Source organism: Blautia sp. HCP3S3_B11 (assembly GCF_052064435.1).
GTDB lineage: Bacteria > Bacillota > Clostridia > Lachnospirales > Lachnospiraceae > Blautia_A.
Genome location: NZ_JBQHVP010000001.1, coordinates 128,483 through 144,636 on the forward strand (window position 1 = coordinate 128,483; position 16,154 = coordinate 144,636).

The window sequence follows — 16,154 nt, forward strand, 5'->3', positions numbered from 1 at the left end:
CATAAACATTTTAGAAATATCCTGAATTTTTTATCATTATTCTTTCACTATTTAAATTTTTTATCTTAATCAGTAAGTTCTTATTTTGCATTCGCAGCCAATAATATGGCAATCATTTCACTGCCTTATACCATTTACCCGCCGGAGAAAGGTCTGAAGTTTTGAAATTTCCGGTTCTGGTGCAGCTGCTTTTGAGAAGAGAACAGCTTTCCGCTTTGTTGGAAAGACTCCAGCATACGTAACTAATCTTATTTTTCTTCAGGAACGAAATCCATGTATCTGCCTCTTTCTTATCGATCGCGCCATTTCCCGAACTCTCAGATATGCCGAATTCGCTTACAAAGACAGGCAGACCTTTATTGATCGCTGTCTGAACTTTATTTCTGTAATAATCTTTGTGCGTTGCGGCATAGAAATGGAATGTATACATGATATTACTGTAACCTTTGATCGGGCTGCCTGCGACAATGTCCACATCCTGTGACCATGTCGGAGTTCCTACCAGAATAATATTTTTCTTGTCGTAAGCACGAATTGTTTTAATCACTGCAGCGGCGTAGCTTTTGATCGTCTTCCACGAAGTATTTCCATTTGGTTCGTTACATATTTCATAAAAAACATTTTTCTGGTTTTTGTATTTCCTTGCCATCTCTTTGAAAAATGCTACCGCCTGTTTCTGATTCTGTTTTGGATTGCTGTCACTGAGGATATGCCAGTCAATAATCACGTACATGCCAAGTTCCGTAGCATATTTTACGCCATTATTTATAAGTTTCTTCAGGTCACTTTGATTGCCACCGGAGCAATATCCGTTATATTCTGTTGTATACATCGGCAGTCTGATACAGTTTACTCCCCACTGGTCACGCAGGGTTTTAAAGGCAGATTTATTGATATACTGTGGAAACCAGTTAATGCCATGAATACTCACGCCCTTAAGGGTAACTGTTTTTCCACTGGAGTTTACGATTCCGGTGCCTTTTACTTTCAGCTGGCCATTCGTCTGCAATGGTGTAGAACTGCCGGCATATACCGGATACACTGACATTTGTAACAGTAAGCAGCAGATAAGGGAACTTATGATTACCATTTTCAAACCAGCACGTTTATCCCGTACATCTGACATCCTCACTACTTCTGATTTGTTCTCTCTTTTCGGTCTTTCCTGTGATACATTTTCTCCCATCCTCTCACCTTTTCCTTTCCGTAAAGCAGCTGCTTATCATTAACAAATTTCCTTATAAGCATACTATATCAGAAAATTCTTATCTCTTCTTGCCTTTTCTATATTTTTGTAACCCCAAAATGCCAAAAAATTTTCCAGAAAATCCAAAAACTCTCTTGCCATCTGATTGAAATCATGTTATTATATTAAACGTTCAAACGCCGGCATGTCGGAATGGCAGACGAGGCAGACTCAAAATCTGTTGTGGGCAACCACGTGTGGGTTCAAGTCCCACTGCCGGCAGTTAAAAAACTGGATTCCTGAGAATCCAGTTTTTTTATGCCAATATAGGTAAAATCATCTCTTATATAAATAGGTTTAGTTTTTTACAGTTCATTATTTTCTATTTTTCCACATATTATATCTTTCTCTTGTTTCTGTAAATATACCGGATTCAATTTTCTTTTCGTATACTGCAAGTAGCTATTTTCTGTCTTTCTAATAAGAAAAGCTGTAAAAAAAGTTCTCACCCACTGCTTATTGCTCTTCGCAACCTCCGCAGGGGACTTACTTGATTTAATTAAGCATTTGTCTCTGCCTGTCCTTATATTTGCTTTTTATTACACTATTATAGCCAAAAGCAGCAGCTTTGTACATAGCTGCTGCTTCGGATAAAATGTTTAAGATTTTATAAATTTTGTCTTCGGATATACGCTGCTTGCCTTGATCAGTTTCTGATATTTAGTAAATAACTTCTTTGGAAGTTTCATCGTGACTGTTTTATTAACGGCGAGGCCTTTCCTTCCAACGTATTCAAGTGCTGTGCTGTTGATCTTAACTGTTTTAACAGCCGGGCACTGATAAAAAGCTTTGGTGTCAATGTGTTTCACGCTTGCGGGAAGTGTGAAATTTTTCAGTTTTGCACATTCTGCAAATGCATTACTTCCGATTTTGGTTACTTTTGTACCAAATCTTATGGTTCTGAGATTTGGGCATTGATAGAAAGCCTGTTTTTCAATGGTAGTTACATTATTTCCAAAAATGACATCTGTAATCTCTTTGTCCGCACTGAATGCACTCTGATCAATCGTCGTTACTTTATAGGTCTTATCATTGATCACAACGGTGGACGGAATCTGCACGACATTAAGTGCTGCGCCAAATCCTGTCACGCTTACTTCTTTTTCATTCAAAATTTTATATCCGAGTCCGCCTATCAGATAGTTGTAGCTTTTTCCCTGATCTGTTAATGGTGCTGCGTTGAACTGGTATCTTACTGGCTGGATAATGTCATTTTTCACCCATACGTTTTCAATATATTCTTCCCTCTGGAAAAATACATACATATTATATGCGCGTTCTACTTTTGTATAAATTCCTTTTGCAGAACCGATTTCCCATTTTCTGTTGATATTACTTTCCTGAGGTTTAATGGACAAACTCCAGTATAGTGGTGTCCATCTGACATCTCCGTTGACAGGATTCATATTCTGTGTACCGGCACCGATCACATTAAATTTGTAATATGTATTTGGGTAAAAGACGAGTGGTTTCTCAAATCCTTCTACAATACTGTCGTTCGCGCTTACGCTCTTCGTTTCCTCTGTATCGTTTGTCGCATCCTCTCCGGCAGACCACGAATAGTCATAATTATCATCAAAATATTCTTCTCTTTCTGTATCCGTTCCATCTGAAAATTCTGCCGCATTTACTGTAGTAAATGATCCTGCTGTCAGTACACCTGCCAGGATAATAGCTGCTAGTTTCTTCATCAGGTACTCCTCCTTTTCATACATACTTAGATTACATTTTTCATTTTACTTTCTTTTCCAGCAAATGTCCACTTAGATTTTCTGCGAACTTTGTCGTATTTGCCTATATCTCATCCCTCATATGCCATTCCTGGTCTGCTTCTTTTATATCTGGTATGTTTTTAAATACTTCGCAGTCCTGGTCACATCCATCTTTTATGCATGGACAGACCATCTTTACTTTCTTAAAATGGCCGGGAACTCCCTCATACTGCACAGTCCATAAACCATTATAATGTAACTGCTTACACATTCCTGCTTCATATTCATATTTAATCATAAATTTTTCTTCTCTTTTCCTGCTATTTAAAGGTTACTGTTCACTCCGTACCCAGTAACCTTTAAAGCTCAAACTTTTTCTGTCCAGGTGCAAAACGAAAGGCACTGACCATTTTTTTCTTACAGATCAGCACCTTTCACTTTATACGTCTTACTTTATATTATTTGATTTGTACTTCTTCAGTTGGAATAAATATCCGGATTTATTTCATATCTTCCAGAAGTTTCTCATAAATCGGGAAGCAGTCAAATGTTGCAAAGTAATCCTTCGGTGTCTCAGCACGACGAATCATCTCGAATCTTCCATCCTCATGAAGAAGAATCTCAGAAGATTTCAGTTTACCATTATAGTTGTATCCCATTGCGAAACCATGAGCACCTGTGTCATGGATTACAAGCAGATCTCCCATGTCAACCTTCGGCAGGTAACGGTCGATTGCAAATTTATCATTGTTCTCGCAAAGAGAACCTGTTACATCATACATGTGGTCACATGGCTGATCTTCTTTTCCCATAACAGTGATATGATGATAAGCTCCATACATTGCAGGACGCATAAGGTTTACGGCACATGCATCAACACCGATATACTCTTTGTGAGTATGTTTCTCATGGATTGCCTTTGTTACCAGGCAGCCATAAGGTCCCATCATGAAACGTCCCATCTCTGTATAGATTGCAACGTCACCCATTCCGGCCGGAACGAGAACTTCTTCGTATACTTTACGAACGCCTTCACCAATCTCTCTGATATCGTTTGGAGTCTGATCTGGTTTATAAGCGATTCCGACACCACCGGAAAGGTTGATGAACTTCACATGAGCGCCTGTCTCTTTCTGAAGCTTCACAGCCAGTTCAAACATCTCTTTTGCTAACATCGGATAATACTCATTTGTCACTGTGTTACTTGCAAGGAATGCATGGATACCCAATTCCTCAGCACCTTTTTCTTTCAGGATCTTGAATGCCTCAAAGATCTGCTCAGTAGTCATACCATATTTCGCATCTCCAGGATTATCCATGATATCGTTGCTGATCTTGAATACTCCACCCGGATTGTAACGGCAGCTGATCACTTTCGGAATATATCCTACCGCTTTCTCTACGCTCTCGATATGTGTGATATCATCAAGGTTGATGATTCCACCGATCTCATTTGCATATTTAAACTCTTCTTCCGGTGTATCATTTGAAGAGAACATGATGTCTCCTTCTTTGCATCCGATTGCTTTGGACATCATCAGCTCTGTCATGGAAGAGCAGTCACATCCACAGCCATACTCCTGAAGAATTTTGATCAGAAATGGGTTTGGAGTTGCTTTTACAGCGAAGAACTCTTTGAAACCTTTGTTCCATGCAAATGCTTCTTTTACTGCTTTTGCGTTTTCACGAATACCTTTTTCATCATAAAGATGGAAAGGGGTTGGAAACTGTGCTGTGATTTCCTGGAGTTTATCCAGGGTGACAAATGGTACTTTTTTCATAATAATCTTCTCTCCTCTTACTTCTTGTGTATATGTGTATATAAGTGATCCTGACAGTACTCATAATTTCCATTACATTTAGAACAGAAACGGAATTCCAGATTTGGATCATCTTTCTCTGTACGTCCACAGACTGCACATTTATGCTTCGTCACTCCCTGTGTATTACCAGGGAAAGGAACGGTCTTACTTTCTCCCATCGCTCTCTTAAACTGATTTCTCCGGTGGATTTCCTTCGGATTATATCGGTTAAGATTTCTTGTTCCCAGGAAGAAAATAATAAAGTTCAGTAAGGATGCAACGATTGGCAGAGCCATAAACCATGCTCCGTTCATAACATAGCTTACAACGTTCCATCCAACAATCAGAACATAAAAAAGTGCCATCCATTTCATTTTTATAGGAATCACAAAATATAACAAGATTTTCATCTCTGGATATGTCATCGCATATGCCAAAAAAACGGATAAACTAATATAATAAGTTGTAAATGGCTGACCATTTAAAATATCCGAAGCTCCTCCTGTAATAAAATACAATATAAATGCGGAAATTACAGTAAATAGTATTCCCGATAAAATATATAATGTAAATTTAAAAGAACCCCACGTATGTTCCAAAGAATTACTTACAGGATAATAGAAGCACACAATTACTATAATAAATAAAAATAAATTCGTTGTTGTTGGCGGATAAATTACCCACGTTATCAATCTCCATATCTGTCCATGTAAAATTTGAGTCACATTCAAAGTAAGCATAGACAACAATCCTGGATTCAAAAACATCAGCGCATATCCCAGCACATAACTTACAATAATATATATCGTAAGATTCTCAATCCCGCGATTTCCAAATTTGCGTTCCAGTTTGTCAATAAATTTCATAAGTCTCCTTTACTAAATGAAGCGAAGCTCTCCTTCGCTTTACTCTGTCCACGACCAGTCTGCCTCTTAAGCCAAACTAATCATGTGTTACCGACACCTTTATTCTCAGTGGCAATAAAGTTTCTACAGTATACAGTAAAATCAGAAAAACTTCTTCTTGGAAAGAAATGCCCCTGCAATGATACTCACCACAACAGAAAGGATGATAATAAGTAAAAATCCCCATGGTGTCTTGGAAAGCGGCATTCCCGCTGCACTTACGTTCATTCCATAGGCACTGAAAACAATAGTCGGTATACTCATAACGATCGTAATCAAAGCCAGTGCTTTCATAACGATGTTCAGATTATTTGAGATTACAGAAGCAAAGGTTCCCATCATACTGCTTAGAATCCCGCTGTAAATGTTCGCCATCTCAATCGCCTGCTTATTCTCAACGATAACATCCTCCAGAAGTTCTGTATCCTCCGGATATTTCTTGATACTCTCCACTTTCAGGAGTTTCTCAAGCACCATTTCATTTGATTTTAGAGAGGTTGTAAAATATACCAGTGATTTCTCCAGTTCCAGAAGTTCCATTAACTCCTGATTTCTCGTAGACAGATGAAGTTTCTCCTCGATCTGCTCGCTCTTCTTATCTATAATACGCAGATATCTCAGGTACATACTGGCATTACGGTATAAAATCTGCAGGATAAATCTTGTCTTCATATAAGTAAAGAAATTTCTGACCCTGCCTTCCATAAATCTGGTAAGCACCTGTGTATCTTCCAGACATATGGTAAAAATCATCTTCTGCGTTACTATAATACCAAGAGGGATGGTCACATACCAGTCCTTCTCATTACGCTCTTCAATGGTAGGTACATCTGCAAGGATAAGGGTGTAATTGTCCTCCACTTCAATACGGGAACGTTCCTCCTCATCCAAAGGCGCGCGCAAATCGTCTACCTCTATCCCAAACTGCTCGGAAATTTCAAAAATCTCTGTTGCTGTAGGATTCGTCAGTGCAATCCAGCATCCTTCCTGTGGTTCCTGTATTTCATGGATTGAGCCATCGATTGTCTTAAAAATCCTTACCACGATCCACACTTCCCTTCTTCTCTCGATTTCCCCTCATCATATAAGCTGCTCCTCATCCTGTATACGGCAACCTATATAAACTCTCTGTTTTGTACAAAGATTCAACATCCATTATAATTTGAACATGAATTTTTGTCAATTCCAATGCTTTCGGTTTACAAAACTTTTACACTTCGCTATAATAAAGTCATATGTGTACCTCAAACATGTACACACTATATAAAAAGTGATAGCAAGAAAGGACTTAAAACATATGAGCCAGTCATCATTTGGAAATAAATTCAAGGTAACTACCTGGGGAGAATCCCATGGAAAAGCCCTCGGCGCTGTTGTAGACGGATGCCCTGCCGGGCTGTCCCTCTGTGAAAAGGATATCCAGGTCTTCCTCGACAGAAGAAAACCAGGACAGAGTAAGTACACCACCGCTCGCAAAGAGGGAGACCTCGTAGAGATCCTCTCCGGCGTTTTCGAGGGCAAAACAACCGGTACTCCTATCTCTTTAATGGTAAGAAACACAGACCAGCGTTCCAGAGATTATGGTAATATCGCTTACTCCTACCGCCCGGGACACGCTGATTATACTTTCGATCAGAAATACGGATTCCGCGATTACAGAGGTGGCGGTCGTTCTTCCGGACGTGAAACTATCGGAAGAGTCGCAGCAGGTGCTATTGCTTCCAAAATTTTAAGCGAACTTGGCATCTCCATCTGCACCTACACCAAATCCATCGGACCTGTAGAAATCACAACATTTAATAAAGAAGAGATAAATAACAACGCATTCTATATGCCGGATGCCCTGGCAGCTGCCAAAGCAGGTGAATATCTGGAAGAATGTATGAAAAATCAGGACAGCGCCGGCGGTGTGATCGAATGCCGCATCAGCGGTACTCCTGCCGGACTCGGCGACCCTGTCTTTGACAAACTCAATGCCGTACTTGCACATGCTTTAATGTCTATCGGAGCTGTCAAAGCCGTAGAAGTCGGTGATGGCATTGCCGTAACCTCCCTGAAAGGCTCTACTGATAATGATGGTTTCACAGTCAAAGATGGAGAAATCGTCAAAACTTCCAACCATGCCGGCGGCATCATGGGCGGTATCAGCGACGGAAGCGAAATCATTCTCCGTGTTCACATTAAACCAACTCCGTCCATCAGCCAGCCACAGCAGACTGTCACCAAAGACAAGGAGCCACTTTCCATGGAAATCCACGGCCGCCACGATCCCGTTATCGTTCCAAGAGCCGTTGTTGTCGTAGAATCCATGGCTGCAATCACACTTGCAGACGCACTCTTCGCCAACATGAGTTCACAGATGGATAAAGTGCGCGACTTTTACCTGTAAATATTGGCAGCTGTTCAATAAGCAGCCATCCCTCAAAATGTTCAAACATAAAATTACAGAGCATATAAAATCCCCTGCGTTAATTACTTATCACCTTTTGTAATTAATGCAGGGGATTTTTCATACTCTAATCAAATGATGTCAGAAACAAAAAATCTTTGCTCCTAAGTTCTATTTATTCTTCCGGAACCGGCCAGATACGGATACTGTTCGGTTCTGAAACTTTTAAAGGTTTTCCGTTCATTACAATAATATTCTTCTCATAATCCACTGTAAAAATAGTAATAGTATTACTTACATGATTTACAGCAGCCAGATGCTTATCATCCGGGAAGAGTATCAGGTCTTTCGGATACTCACCACTAATCGGAAGTGTAAACTTTCTGGTAAGCAGTCCTGTCTCTTCATCTCTCTCAAACATAGATACGGTATCCTCACCTGCTGTTGTGCAGAACAGATGCTTTCCATCATTTGCAAGGGACAGACCTGATGCAGCATTATGTGTATCGTGAGAATCCTTCTTTATACTTGTCTCAATACTCTGAATCAGTTCAAACTCCGGTGACTTACCGCTTCCATCATATTTATAAGCCTTGATCTCATTTGTAAGTTCAAAAAGAATATAAGCAAACTTGCCATCATCACTGAAACGGATGATACGCGGACCGCTCTCTCTCGGACATCTTAAGATATCCACCAGTTCAAGCTTATCACGCATTTTATTGACACGATAAATCTTCACCTGATCAATTCCGTTATCAACTGCGCACAGATATTTATTATCCGGTGTCGGACGCACACAGTTTATATGCGGACGGAAGTTACGCTCTGCAACACTTCCAAGTCCCTTATGAAATACACCATCCATCAGGCTTCCAAGTCTTCCGTCCTTATGAGTATGTACAACGGTCACCTTACCGTCATGGTATCCGGCAACATAAAGATATCTGCCATCCACATCAGTGGAAAGGAAACATCCTCTCATTCCATCAATATTCACACTGTTGATACGTGACAGATCACCATTCTTATCACGTTCAAACACTGCAACACCCTCATCCTCGATAGAATAGAGATACTTGCCATTCTTTGAAACAGCCGTGTGGGATGAGTTACTTACTTCAACACTGCTGCGCTCTGTAAGAGTACCATTCTCCACATCAACATCATATACATGAATCCCCTGTCTGGAAGAGCCATGTGTATAAGAACCCACATAAGCTACATATTTTTTCTCACTCATAATGTTCGTCCTCCTGCTGTCCTTCTAATACATCAAAAATCAGTCAACTATTCACGATGTACTCATCTATTGCCCGTTACTCTGGCCGGCACTGCCATATGATGTCGATATTATAGCATATTTTGCTAATATTCACAAGACAACCCACCCCATTTTTATATATTTTTCCAAATCCAAAGAAAAAGGCCGTCATCTCCCCTTCGAAAGATAACAGCCATTTAATCCCATTATTTAAAATAATTCTTAACCGCTTCCAGCGTCTTATCAATAATCTCATCTGTATGAGCCGTAGAAAGGAACATCGCCTCAAACTGAGACGGTGCCAGATGAATCCCCTGTGCCAGCATTCCCTTGAAATATTCAGAAAACGCCTTCGTATCCGCACTCTTCGCAGAAGTATAATCCACAACCTCCTGCTCAGTAAAAAACAGACTACCCAGAGAAGAAACATGGTTCACATGATAAGGAAGATCTTTCTCAGCCAGGATCTTCTCCATACTGCTGTAAAGTCTCTCACCCTTCTTTTCCAGTTCCTTATAAACTTCCTGATGCTCATAGAGATATTTCAGCTGAGTCAGTCCCGCAACCATGGCGATCGGATTACCACTTAAAGTACCGGCCTGGTAAACCTTACCAACAGGAGAAACCAGTTCCATGATTTCTCTTCTTCCACCATAAGCGCCAACAGGCATACCTGCTCCGATGATCTTACCATAAGTAACCAGATCCGGTGTCACCCCGAAATACTCTGCCGCTCCGCCAAAAGCCAGACGGAAACCAGTGATAACTTCATCAAAGATCAGAAGTGCGCCATACTCATCACAGATCTTTCTCAGTCCCTCCAGGAAGCCTTTCTTCGGAGGAACCACACCCATGTTAGCGCCAACAGCCTCAACAATAACAGCTGCTGTCTGGCCATCAGCCTGTTCCATCAGTGCACGAACGCTGTCCAGATCATTATAAACTGCTGTCATGGTATCCTCTGTGCAACCTTTCGGTACACCTGCGCTGTCAGGAACACCACTTGTCATCACACCTGAACCTGCACTTACCAGCATTGCGTCACTATGTCCATGATAACATCCGGCAAATTTGATGATCTTAGTCTTTCCCGTAAAGCCTCTCGCAACACGAACAGCACTCATAACAGCTTCTGTTCCGGAGTTAACCATACGTACCATGTCCACATGCGGAATATGATCACAGATAAATTCTGCCATCTCCACTTCAATAGCAGTCGCACATCCAAAGCTTAAGCCCTTCTCGCAGGCCTTCAGTACGCTTTCTTTTACTGCCGGAAAGTTATGTCCAAGGATCATCGGTCCCCAGGAATCAATATAGTCCACATATTCATTGCCTTCTACATCATAAATATAGCAGCCATCTGCGCGGTCAATAAATCTTGGTGCCATACCGATTGCACCGTAGGCACGAACCGGGCTGTTTACTCCTCCCGGAATCACCTTCACCGCTCTGTCAAATAATTCTTCTGAAGTTCCCATTAGCCAATTCTCCCTTCATCCATACACTTGGCAAGTTCTTTTGCATAATAAGTCAGATAAATCTGCGCACCTGCACGATAAGCACTTACAGCCATCTCGCACATGATACGTTCCTCATCGATCCAGTCCATCTTTGCAGCGGCTTTTACCATTGCATATTCACCACTTACACTGTACGCTGCAACCGGCACATTCACTGCCTTGGATACTTCTGAAACCATATCCAGATAAGACATTGCAGGTTTTACCATAATGATATCTGCGCCTTCTTCTACGTCAGTCAGAGCCTCTTTCATTCCCTCTCTTCTGTTGTGGAAATCCATCTGATAGCTCTTTCTGTCACCAAAGGATGGGGCTGATCCTGCTGCATCACGAAATGGTCCGTAGAAAGCAGACGCGTATTTTACTGCATAAGACATGATCGGTGCTTCATAATGTCCGTTTGCATCAAGAGCTTCGCGGATTGCGCGAACACGTCCGTCCATCATGTCAGACGGTGCTACCATGTCTGCACCGGCCTCTATATGAGAAACGGCAGTCTTGGCAAGTAATTCCAATGTTGCATCATTGTCTACATCATGACCGCAGAGTACTCCGCAGTGACCATGGGAAGTATACTCGCACATACATACATCAGTGATATAGTACATATCCGGGAACTGTTTTTTTGCTTCTCTTAAAGCTTTCTGTACGATTCCGTTCGGATCATATGCACCGCTTCCCACTTCATCTTTGTGATCTGGAATCCCAAACAGCATAACACTGTTTACACCAGCCTTCTGCAGGCGTTCCAGTTCAAAAGGAAGACGGTCTATGCTGTAACGGAACTGTCCTTCCATAGATGGAATTTCTTCTTCAATTCCTGTTCCTTCTTTTACAAACAACGGATAGATAAGGGAAGACTTGTCCATTCTTGTCTCTCTTACCATTTTTCTTAAGTTTTCACTGCCTCTTAATCTTCTTGGTCTCTGAATTAAATCCATGTCTTTTTGCTCCTTTTTACATCTAAATCCATAAATTGGGATTTCTACTTATCAGCAAATTTCCAGTTTCATTTGCTCTACTAATTCAATCAGACTCTCAATCGTCGCCTTTTCAGCCATTCGGGTCTGCATGCCATATGCATCTGCCGCAGCTTTCGTCTGTTTTCCGATACATGCAGCTTTTACTTTTGTATAATCAAGACCAGGAGTCCCTTCCACAAAACCTTTTACGGTAGAAGCACTGGTAAATACCACACAGTCCACACTTCCGGTCTCAAATTCTTTCTTCTCATCGATCAGTCTGCTCTTCTCATAGCGGGTCGTATAAGTAGCAATATCATCTACTTTTGCGCCAGTTTCTTCCAGCAGACTGGTCAGTTTCTTATTTCCGGCTTCTGCCCTCGGAATCAGAATATTCTCATTCCCCTGCAGTTCCTTCGCAAGTTCTGCTCCGAGCGTATCCCCATCGTATACGCTCGGCACAAAGTCCGCCATCAGATGGTGTTCTTTAAGCTTTTTCTTCGTTCCTTCACCGATCACTGCGATCTTCGCCTGACCAATGCTTCGCACATCCATCTCTTTTTTATCCATCTCATCAAAAAAGATTTCCACACCGGCCGGACTTGTAAAGATGATCCACTGATACGTCTGAATCTTCTCAAATGCCTCGTATAATCTGCTGTTATCTTCTACCGGTACTGTACAGATTGACGGCAGTTCCAGCACCTCCGCGCCCCTTTTGCGAAGAAGATCAGCGGTCTTTGAGATATGCTGTCTTGGTCTTGTCACCAGGACTTTCCAGCCTGCCAGCGGAAGTTTCTCATACCAGGCAAATTTATCTGCCAGAGAACATACCTTTCCAACAACAATAATCGCAGGTGTCTCAATTCCCTGTCTGTCCACTTCTGCTTTCAGAGTACCGACTGTAGCTACCACACGTTTCTGTCCTGCCGTAGTTCCTTTCTGAAGGACTGCTGCCGGCATATCCGGATCCATACCCCCTGCAAGAAGTCCGCTGCAGATATCTTCCAGTGCAGCAATTCCCATCAGGAAAACCAGCGTTCCTTTTGTCTGTGTCAGCGCCTTAAAATCAATATCATACTCCTGTCCTGCACGTTTATGTCCTGTAATGATATGCAGGGAAGAGCAGAAATCTCTGTGTGTCACAGGAATTCCGTTATAAGCCGGAACAGAAATTGGAGAAGTCACTCCCGGTACAATCTCATACGGGATTCCATTCTCAGAAAGAAGTTCCAATTCCTCACCGCCTCTGCCAAAAAGGAATGGATCTCCACCTTTAAGTCTTACTACTTTATTTCCTTTTTGAGCCTCTTCCAGAAGGACTTTATTGATATCCTCCTGCACCATGGTGTGATGGTTTGCTCTTTTTCCCACGTTGATCAGTCTTGCGTGCTCTGGAATTCTTGCCAGAACGCCTTCGCCAACCAGACTGTCATATACTACCACATCTGCCTGCTGCAAAACCGCTTCGCCCTTTAATGTAAAAAGGCCGATATCTCCCGGTCCTGCACCAACCAGCCAAACTTTGCCAGATATCATTTGTTTTCTCCTTATTATCACCTGATATACCAATCTATTTTATATCAGTTATTTACTTTCGCAATCAAACTTCAACTGTTTTGCAAGAGCAATTCCCAGTTCAGTGCCTTCCCCTGCAGAACCTTTTATCTGCCCTGTAAGCCACTTTCCTGTCACTTCGCTATAATATAATCCACGGATAAAGATCTCATCTCCACTTACCTCTGCAAATGCGGCTACCGGTGAAGAACATCCTCCGTCCAGATATTTTACATAGGCACGCTCTGCACTTCCTGCCATCCATGCATTTCTGTCGCAATATCCTTTCAGATAAGAATAGTCCTGATCCTTTCGTCCTTGCACCGCCAGAATTCCCTGTCCGGCTGCCGGGATCATTTCATCCGGTGTAAAATATCGGTTGATTCTTGCCTCCAGGCCCAGACGTTTCAACCCCGCCGCAGCCAGAATCAGTCCGGAATACTCTCCCTCATCCAGCTTACGCAGTCTTGTCTGCAGATTTCCGCGAATACTCTTTACTTCCATCTCCGGATATAATTTCTTTAACTGAAGAGTTCTTCTTAAACTGGAACATCCCAGCGGTTTCTCAGGATTCAGTTCTGTGATACCCTCCGGAAGTACCAGCACATCCCTTGGATCTTCTCTCTTTGAAAAAGCCAGCAGCGGAAGTTCCTCAGGTACCTCCATCGGCATATCCTTCAGGCTGTGCACAGAAAGATTACTTCTGCCATCCATCAGTGCTCTGTCCAGTTCTTTTACAAACAATCCCTTGCCGCCTACTTTATCCAGGGTACGGTCAAGAATAATATCTCCTGTCGTTTTCATAGTGAGAATATCCACCGTTATCTCAGGACTGTTATTCTCTTCTATGTAACTTTTTACCATTTCACTCTGCAAAACTGCAAGTTTACTCTCTCTGCTTCCAATGATCACCTTCGTCATCATTCTCCTCCTCATCTTCCCGCGCGACTTTCTCCAGTGCATTCTGGATTTCTTCCCTTATCCTGCGCGCTTTCTTATGATCAAGACCGCTGGCCGTAATTCCGACCACCAGTCCTTCCTGCATATAGATTCCCGGAAAATAAAAATCACACTGCTCTCTGTCACTGGCTACATTTACATAAATCCCTTCCTGTCGGCAGATTCTATGTATCTCCTCATTCAGTTTTCTGTCATTTGTGGCAGCGATCACCATATACGCCATCGCAAAATCAGATCGCTTCACCGGACGTGTGAGCAGTTCCACATAGCCAGCTTTACCAAGCTCCATCATCTCCATGGTAACCTTCGGTGCAATGACTCTGATATTTCTGGTAAATGACAGCAGTGTTTTTACCCTGCGGGTTGCGATATTTCCGCCTCCCACCACCACGATATTCTTATCCGATAAATCTATAAACATTGGAAAATAAGGCTTATTCTTCATATATTTTCTCCAGTCCTGCAACACACTCCAGAAAAGCTTCCTGATTCAGACTGTCCCGTAAGCCAAAAATCAGCTTATTTACTACTTTTCCGGCGGCGGTATCTACTGCCTGCACCAGGTTCTGTCTGTCATCCTCTTCCATTGGTGTTTTCTTCAATATCTTCGCAATTCTGAGATTCAGGTCATTTACTGCCTCTTCTTTGATCTCCTGAATTCTCGGAATCAGGTCTCTTCCATCCAGCCATTGAAAAAACTCATCCATCTGTTCTCTTACAATTGCACCTGCTGCCTCCAGATTCTCCTGAAGTTCTGCCGGAATCTCTTCAATACGGAAACTATCCATATCGTAAAGTGTGATTCCCTGAATCTTTCCAATAGATGGCTCAATATCTCTTGGAACTGCCAGATCGATCAGAATCAGTTCATCTTTCATCTGAAGATTCTGAAACAGTTCTTCTCTTAATGTAAAATTCGGGCTCGCAGTCGCACTTACCACCAGATCACACTGCGGCACATATTTCATTCTCTCTCCGTAATTAATACGTTTGCAGCCCAGCGGAATATTTACCACACCGCTTCTGTACTGACGAATTGTTACTGTCACATCAGCACCCGCTTCTCTCAAAGCCTGTGCAGCTACTTTTCCCATCTCACCGTTTCCAATAACCATGCAGGTCTTGTCCTTAAGAGAATACCCCTTCTGGGCCAGGAATCCGATTGCCTGATGGATTACTGACGGGTTTCCATGAGAAAAGGGAACTTCCGTCTTGATTCTCTTTCCTGCTGTAACAGCCATTCTGAACAGAACTTCCAGAACCCCGTCTGCCGCAAAATTCTCTCTTGCCAGATTCAATGCATCCTTTACCTGTGTAAGGATCTGATCCTCCCCGATAATCTGGGATTTCAGTCCGCTTGTAAGATAAAAAAGATGTTCGACTGCCTCTTTGTCTTTTCGTTCCACAAAATATTCTCTATAAGAATCTTCTGTGGTTCCTTTTAACTGACAGAGACAGTCGTAAAGACAGACCTCCTCGTCATCATCCACACTCGCCCAGACTTCCAGGCGGTTACAGGTTGAAAGGATCACACATCCGTAAATTCCTTTGTGGTTCTTTATTTTTTCCATGGCTTCACCGGCATTTTTCTTTGTAAATGCGAAATGCGCACGTATATCTACCGGTGCCATATTATGATCTATTCCAATCATGGAAATACTCATAATTTCTACTTCTCCTTCGTATCTCCTATTTTCGTCCAAAAATATCATAAACACTTCCTGCGAAGATGTCAATTATAAACACACGAAAAGCGCCCGAAATGAGCATTTATGCTACCACACTCATTCGGACGTTTTTTGCTTTGCTACCTGACATCTGTATACAGGATGCT

At 42.0% G+C, this 16,154-nt stretch carries 14 protein-coding genes and 1 tRNA gene; 2 read left to right on the forward strand and 13 right to left on the reverse strand.

The genetic code is table 11. The features are described from left to right. Positions 1–112: 112 nt before the first annotated feature. Positions 113–1,186 carry a glycoside hydrolase family 5 protein gene (locus tag ACTNC0_RS00590; RefSeq protein ID WP_441085890.1) on the reverse strand — a complete coding sequence of 358 codons (1,074 nt, stop codon included), beginning with the start codon at positions 1,184–1,186 and terminating at the stop codon, positions 113–115. A gap of 199 nt (positions 1,187–1,385) precedes the next feature. Here ACTNC0_RS00590 and ACTNC0_RS00595 point away from each other — a divergent pair. Further along, positions 1,386–1,468, forward strand: a tRNA-Leu gene (locus ACTNC0_RS00595). A 377-nt stretch (positions 1,469–1,845) separates the two neighbouring features. Here the strand turns inward: ACTNC0_RS00595 and ACTNC0_RS00600 are convergent. From ACTNC0_RS00600 to ACTNC0_RS00620, 5 genes are all read right to left on the reverse strand, one after another. Further along, positions 1,846–2,937 carry a leucine-rich repeat domain-containing protein gene (locus ACTNC0_RS00600; RefSeq protein WP_441085891.1) on the reverse strand — a complete coding sequence of 364 codons (1,092 nt, stop codon included), beginning with the start codon at positions 2,935–2,937 and terminating at the stop codon, positions 1,846–1,848. 103 nt (positions 2,938–3,040) lie between these two features. Next, entirely contained in the window at positions 3,041–3,256 is a 216-nt protein-coding gene (locus ACTNC0_RS00605; RefSeq protein ID WP_117674722.1) for a hypothetical protein, read from the reverse strand. Between the two features lie 202 nt (positions 3,257–3,458). Then, entirely contained in the window at positions 3,459–4,739 is a 1,281-nt protein-coding gene (locus ACTNC0_RS00610; protein WP_441085892.1) for a diaminopimelate decarboxylase, read from the reverse strand. A 17-nt stretch (positions 4,740–4,756) separates the two neighbouring features. Next, positions 4,757–5,626, reverse strand: a complete 870-nt coding sequence (locus ACTNC0_RS00615) for a hypothetical protein (RefSeq protein ID WP_441085893.1) — start codon at positions 5,624–5,626, stop codon at positions 4,757–4,759. A 141-nt stretch (positions 5,627–5,767) separates the two neighbouring features. Continuing rightward, complete coding sequence (locus ACTNC0_RS00620) at positions 5,768–6,709, reverse strand: magnesium transporter CorA family protein (protein ID WP_441085894.1); 942 nt, start codon at positions 6,707–6,709, stop codon at positions 5,768–5,770. Positions 6,710–6,962: 253 nt separating this feature from the next. Between ACTNC0_RS00620 and aroC the strand changes: the two genes are divergently transcribed. Then, positions 6,963–8,054, forward strand: a complete 1,092-nt coding sequence (gene aroC / locus ACTNC0_RS00625) for a chorismate synthase (protein WP_441085895.1) — start codon at positions 6,963–6,965, stop codon at positions 8,052–8,054. A 175-nt stretch (positions 8,055–8,229) separates the two neighbouring features. On the opposite strand, the gene ACTNC0_RS00630 is transcribed toward aroC, so the two are convergent. The 7 genes from ACTNC0_RS00630 to hemA form a co-directional block, all read right to left on the reverse strand. Then, positions 8,230–9,297: a lactonase family protein gene (locus tag ACTNC0_RS00630; RefSeq protein ID WP_441085896.1), complete on the reverse strand. Its 1,068-nt coding sequence runs from the start codon at positions 9,295–9,297 to the stop codon at positions 8,230–8,232. A gap of 227 nt (positions 9,298–9,524) precedes the next feature. Next, positions 9,525–10,799, reverse strand: a complete 1,275-nt coding sequence (gene hemL / locus ACTNC0_RS00635) for a glutamate-1-semialdehyde 2,1-aminomutase (protein WP_441085897.1) — start codon at positions 10,797–10,799, stop codon at positions 9,525–9,527. After that, the gene (hemB, locus tag ACTNC0_RS00640) at positions 10,799–11,782 is read right to left on the reverse strand and encodes a porphobilinogen synthase (protein WP_117674715.1); all 984 of its coding nucleotides are present in this window, start codon (positions 11,780–11,782) and stop codon (positions 10,799–10,801) included. Before hemB ends, hemL begins: the two co-directional genes overlap by 1 nt. 51 nt (positions 11,783–11,833) lie before the next feature. Beyond that, on the reverse strand, positions 11,834–13,342 hold the full coding sequence (gene cobA, locus ACTNC0_RS00645; protein ID WP_441085898.1) for a uroporphyrinogen-III C-methyltransferase: 1,509 nt from the start codon (positions 13,340–13,342) through the stop codon (positions 11,834–11,836). Positions 13,343–13,390: 48 nt separating this feature from the next. Continuing rightward, on the reverse strand, positions 13,391–14,281 hold the full coding sequence (gene hemC, locus ACTNC0_RS00650) for a hydroxymethylbilane synthase (RefSeq protein ID WP_441086057.1): 891 nt from the start codon (positions 14,279–14,281) through the stop codon (positions 13,391–13,393). Then, on the reverse strand, positions 14,247–14,765 hold the full coding sequence (locus ACTNC0_RS00655) for a precorrin-2 dehydrogenase/sirohydrochlorin ferrochelatase family protein (protein ID WP_441085899.1): 519 nt from the start codon (positions 14,763–14,765) through the stop codon (positions 14,247–14,249). Before ACTNC0_RS00655 ends, hemC begins: the two co-directional genes overlap by 35 nt. Beyond that, a complete protein-coding gene (hemA, locus tag ACTNC0_RS00660; RefSeq protein ID WP_441085900.1) occupies positions 14,755–15,984 on the reverse strand; it encodes a glutamyl-tRNA reductase in 1,230 nt (409 codons plus the stop codon). The genes ACTNC0_RS00655 and hemA overlap by 11 nt, the downstream gene beginning before the upstream one ends. Between the last annotated feature and the right edge of the window lie 170 nt (positions 15,985–16,154).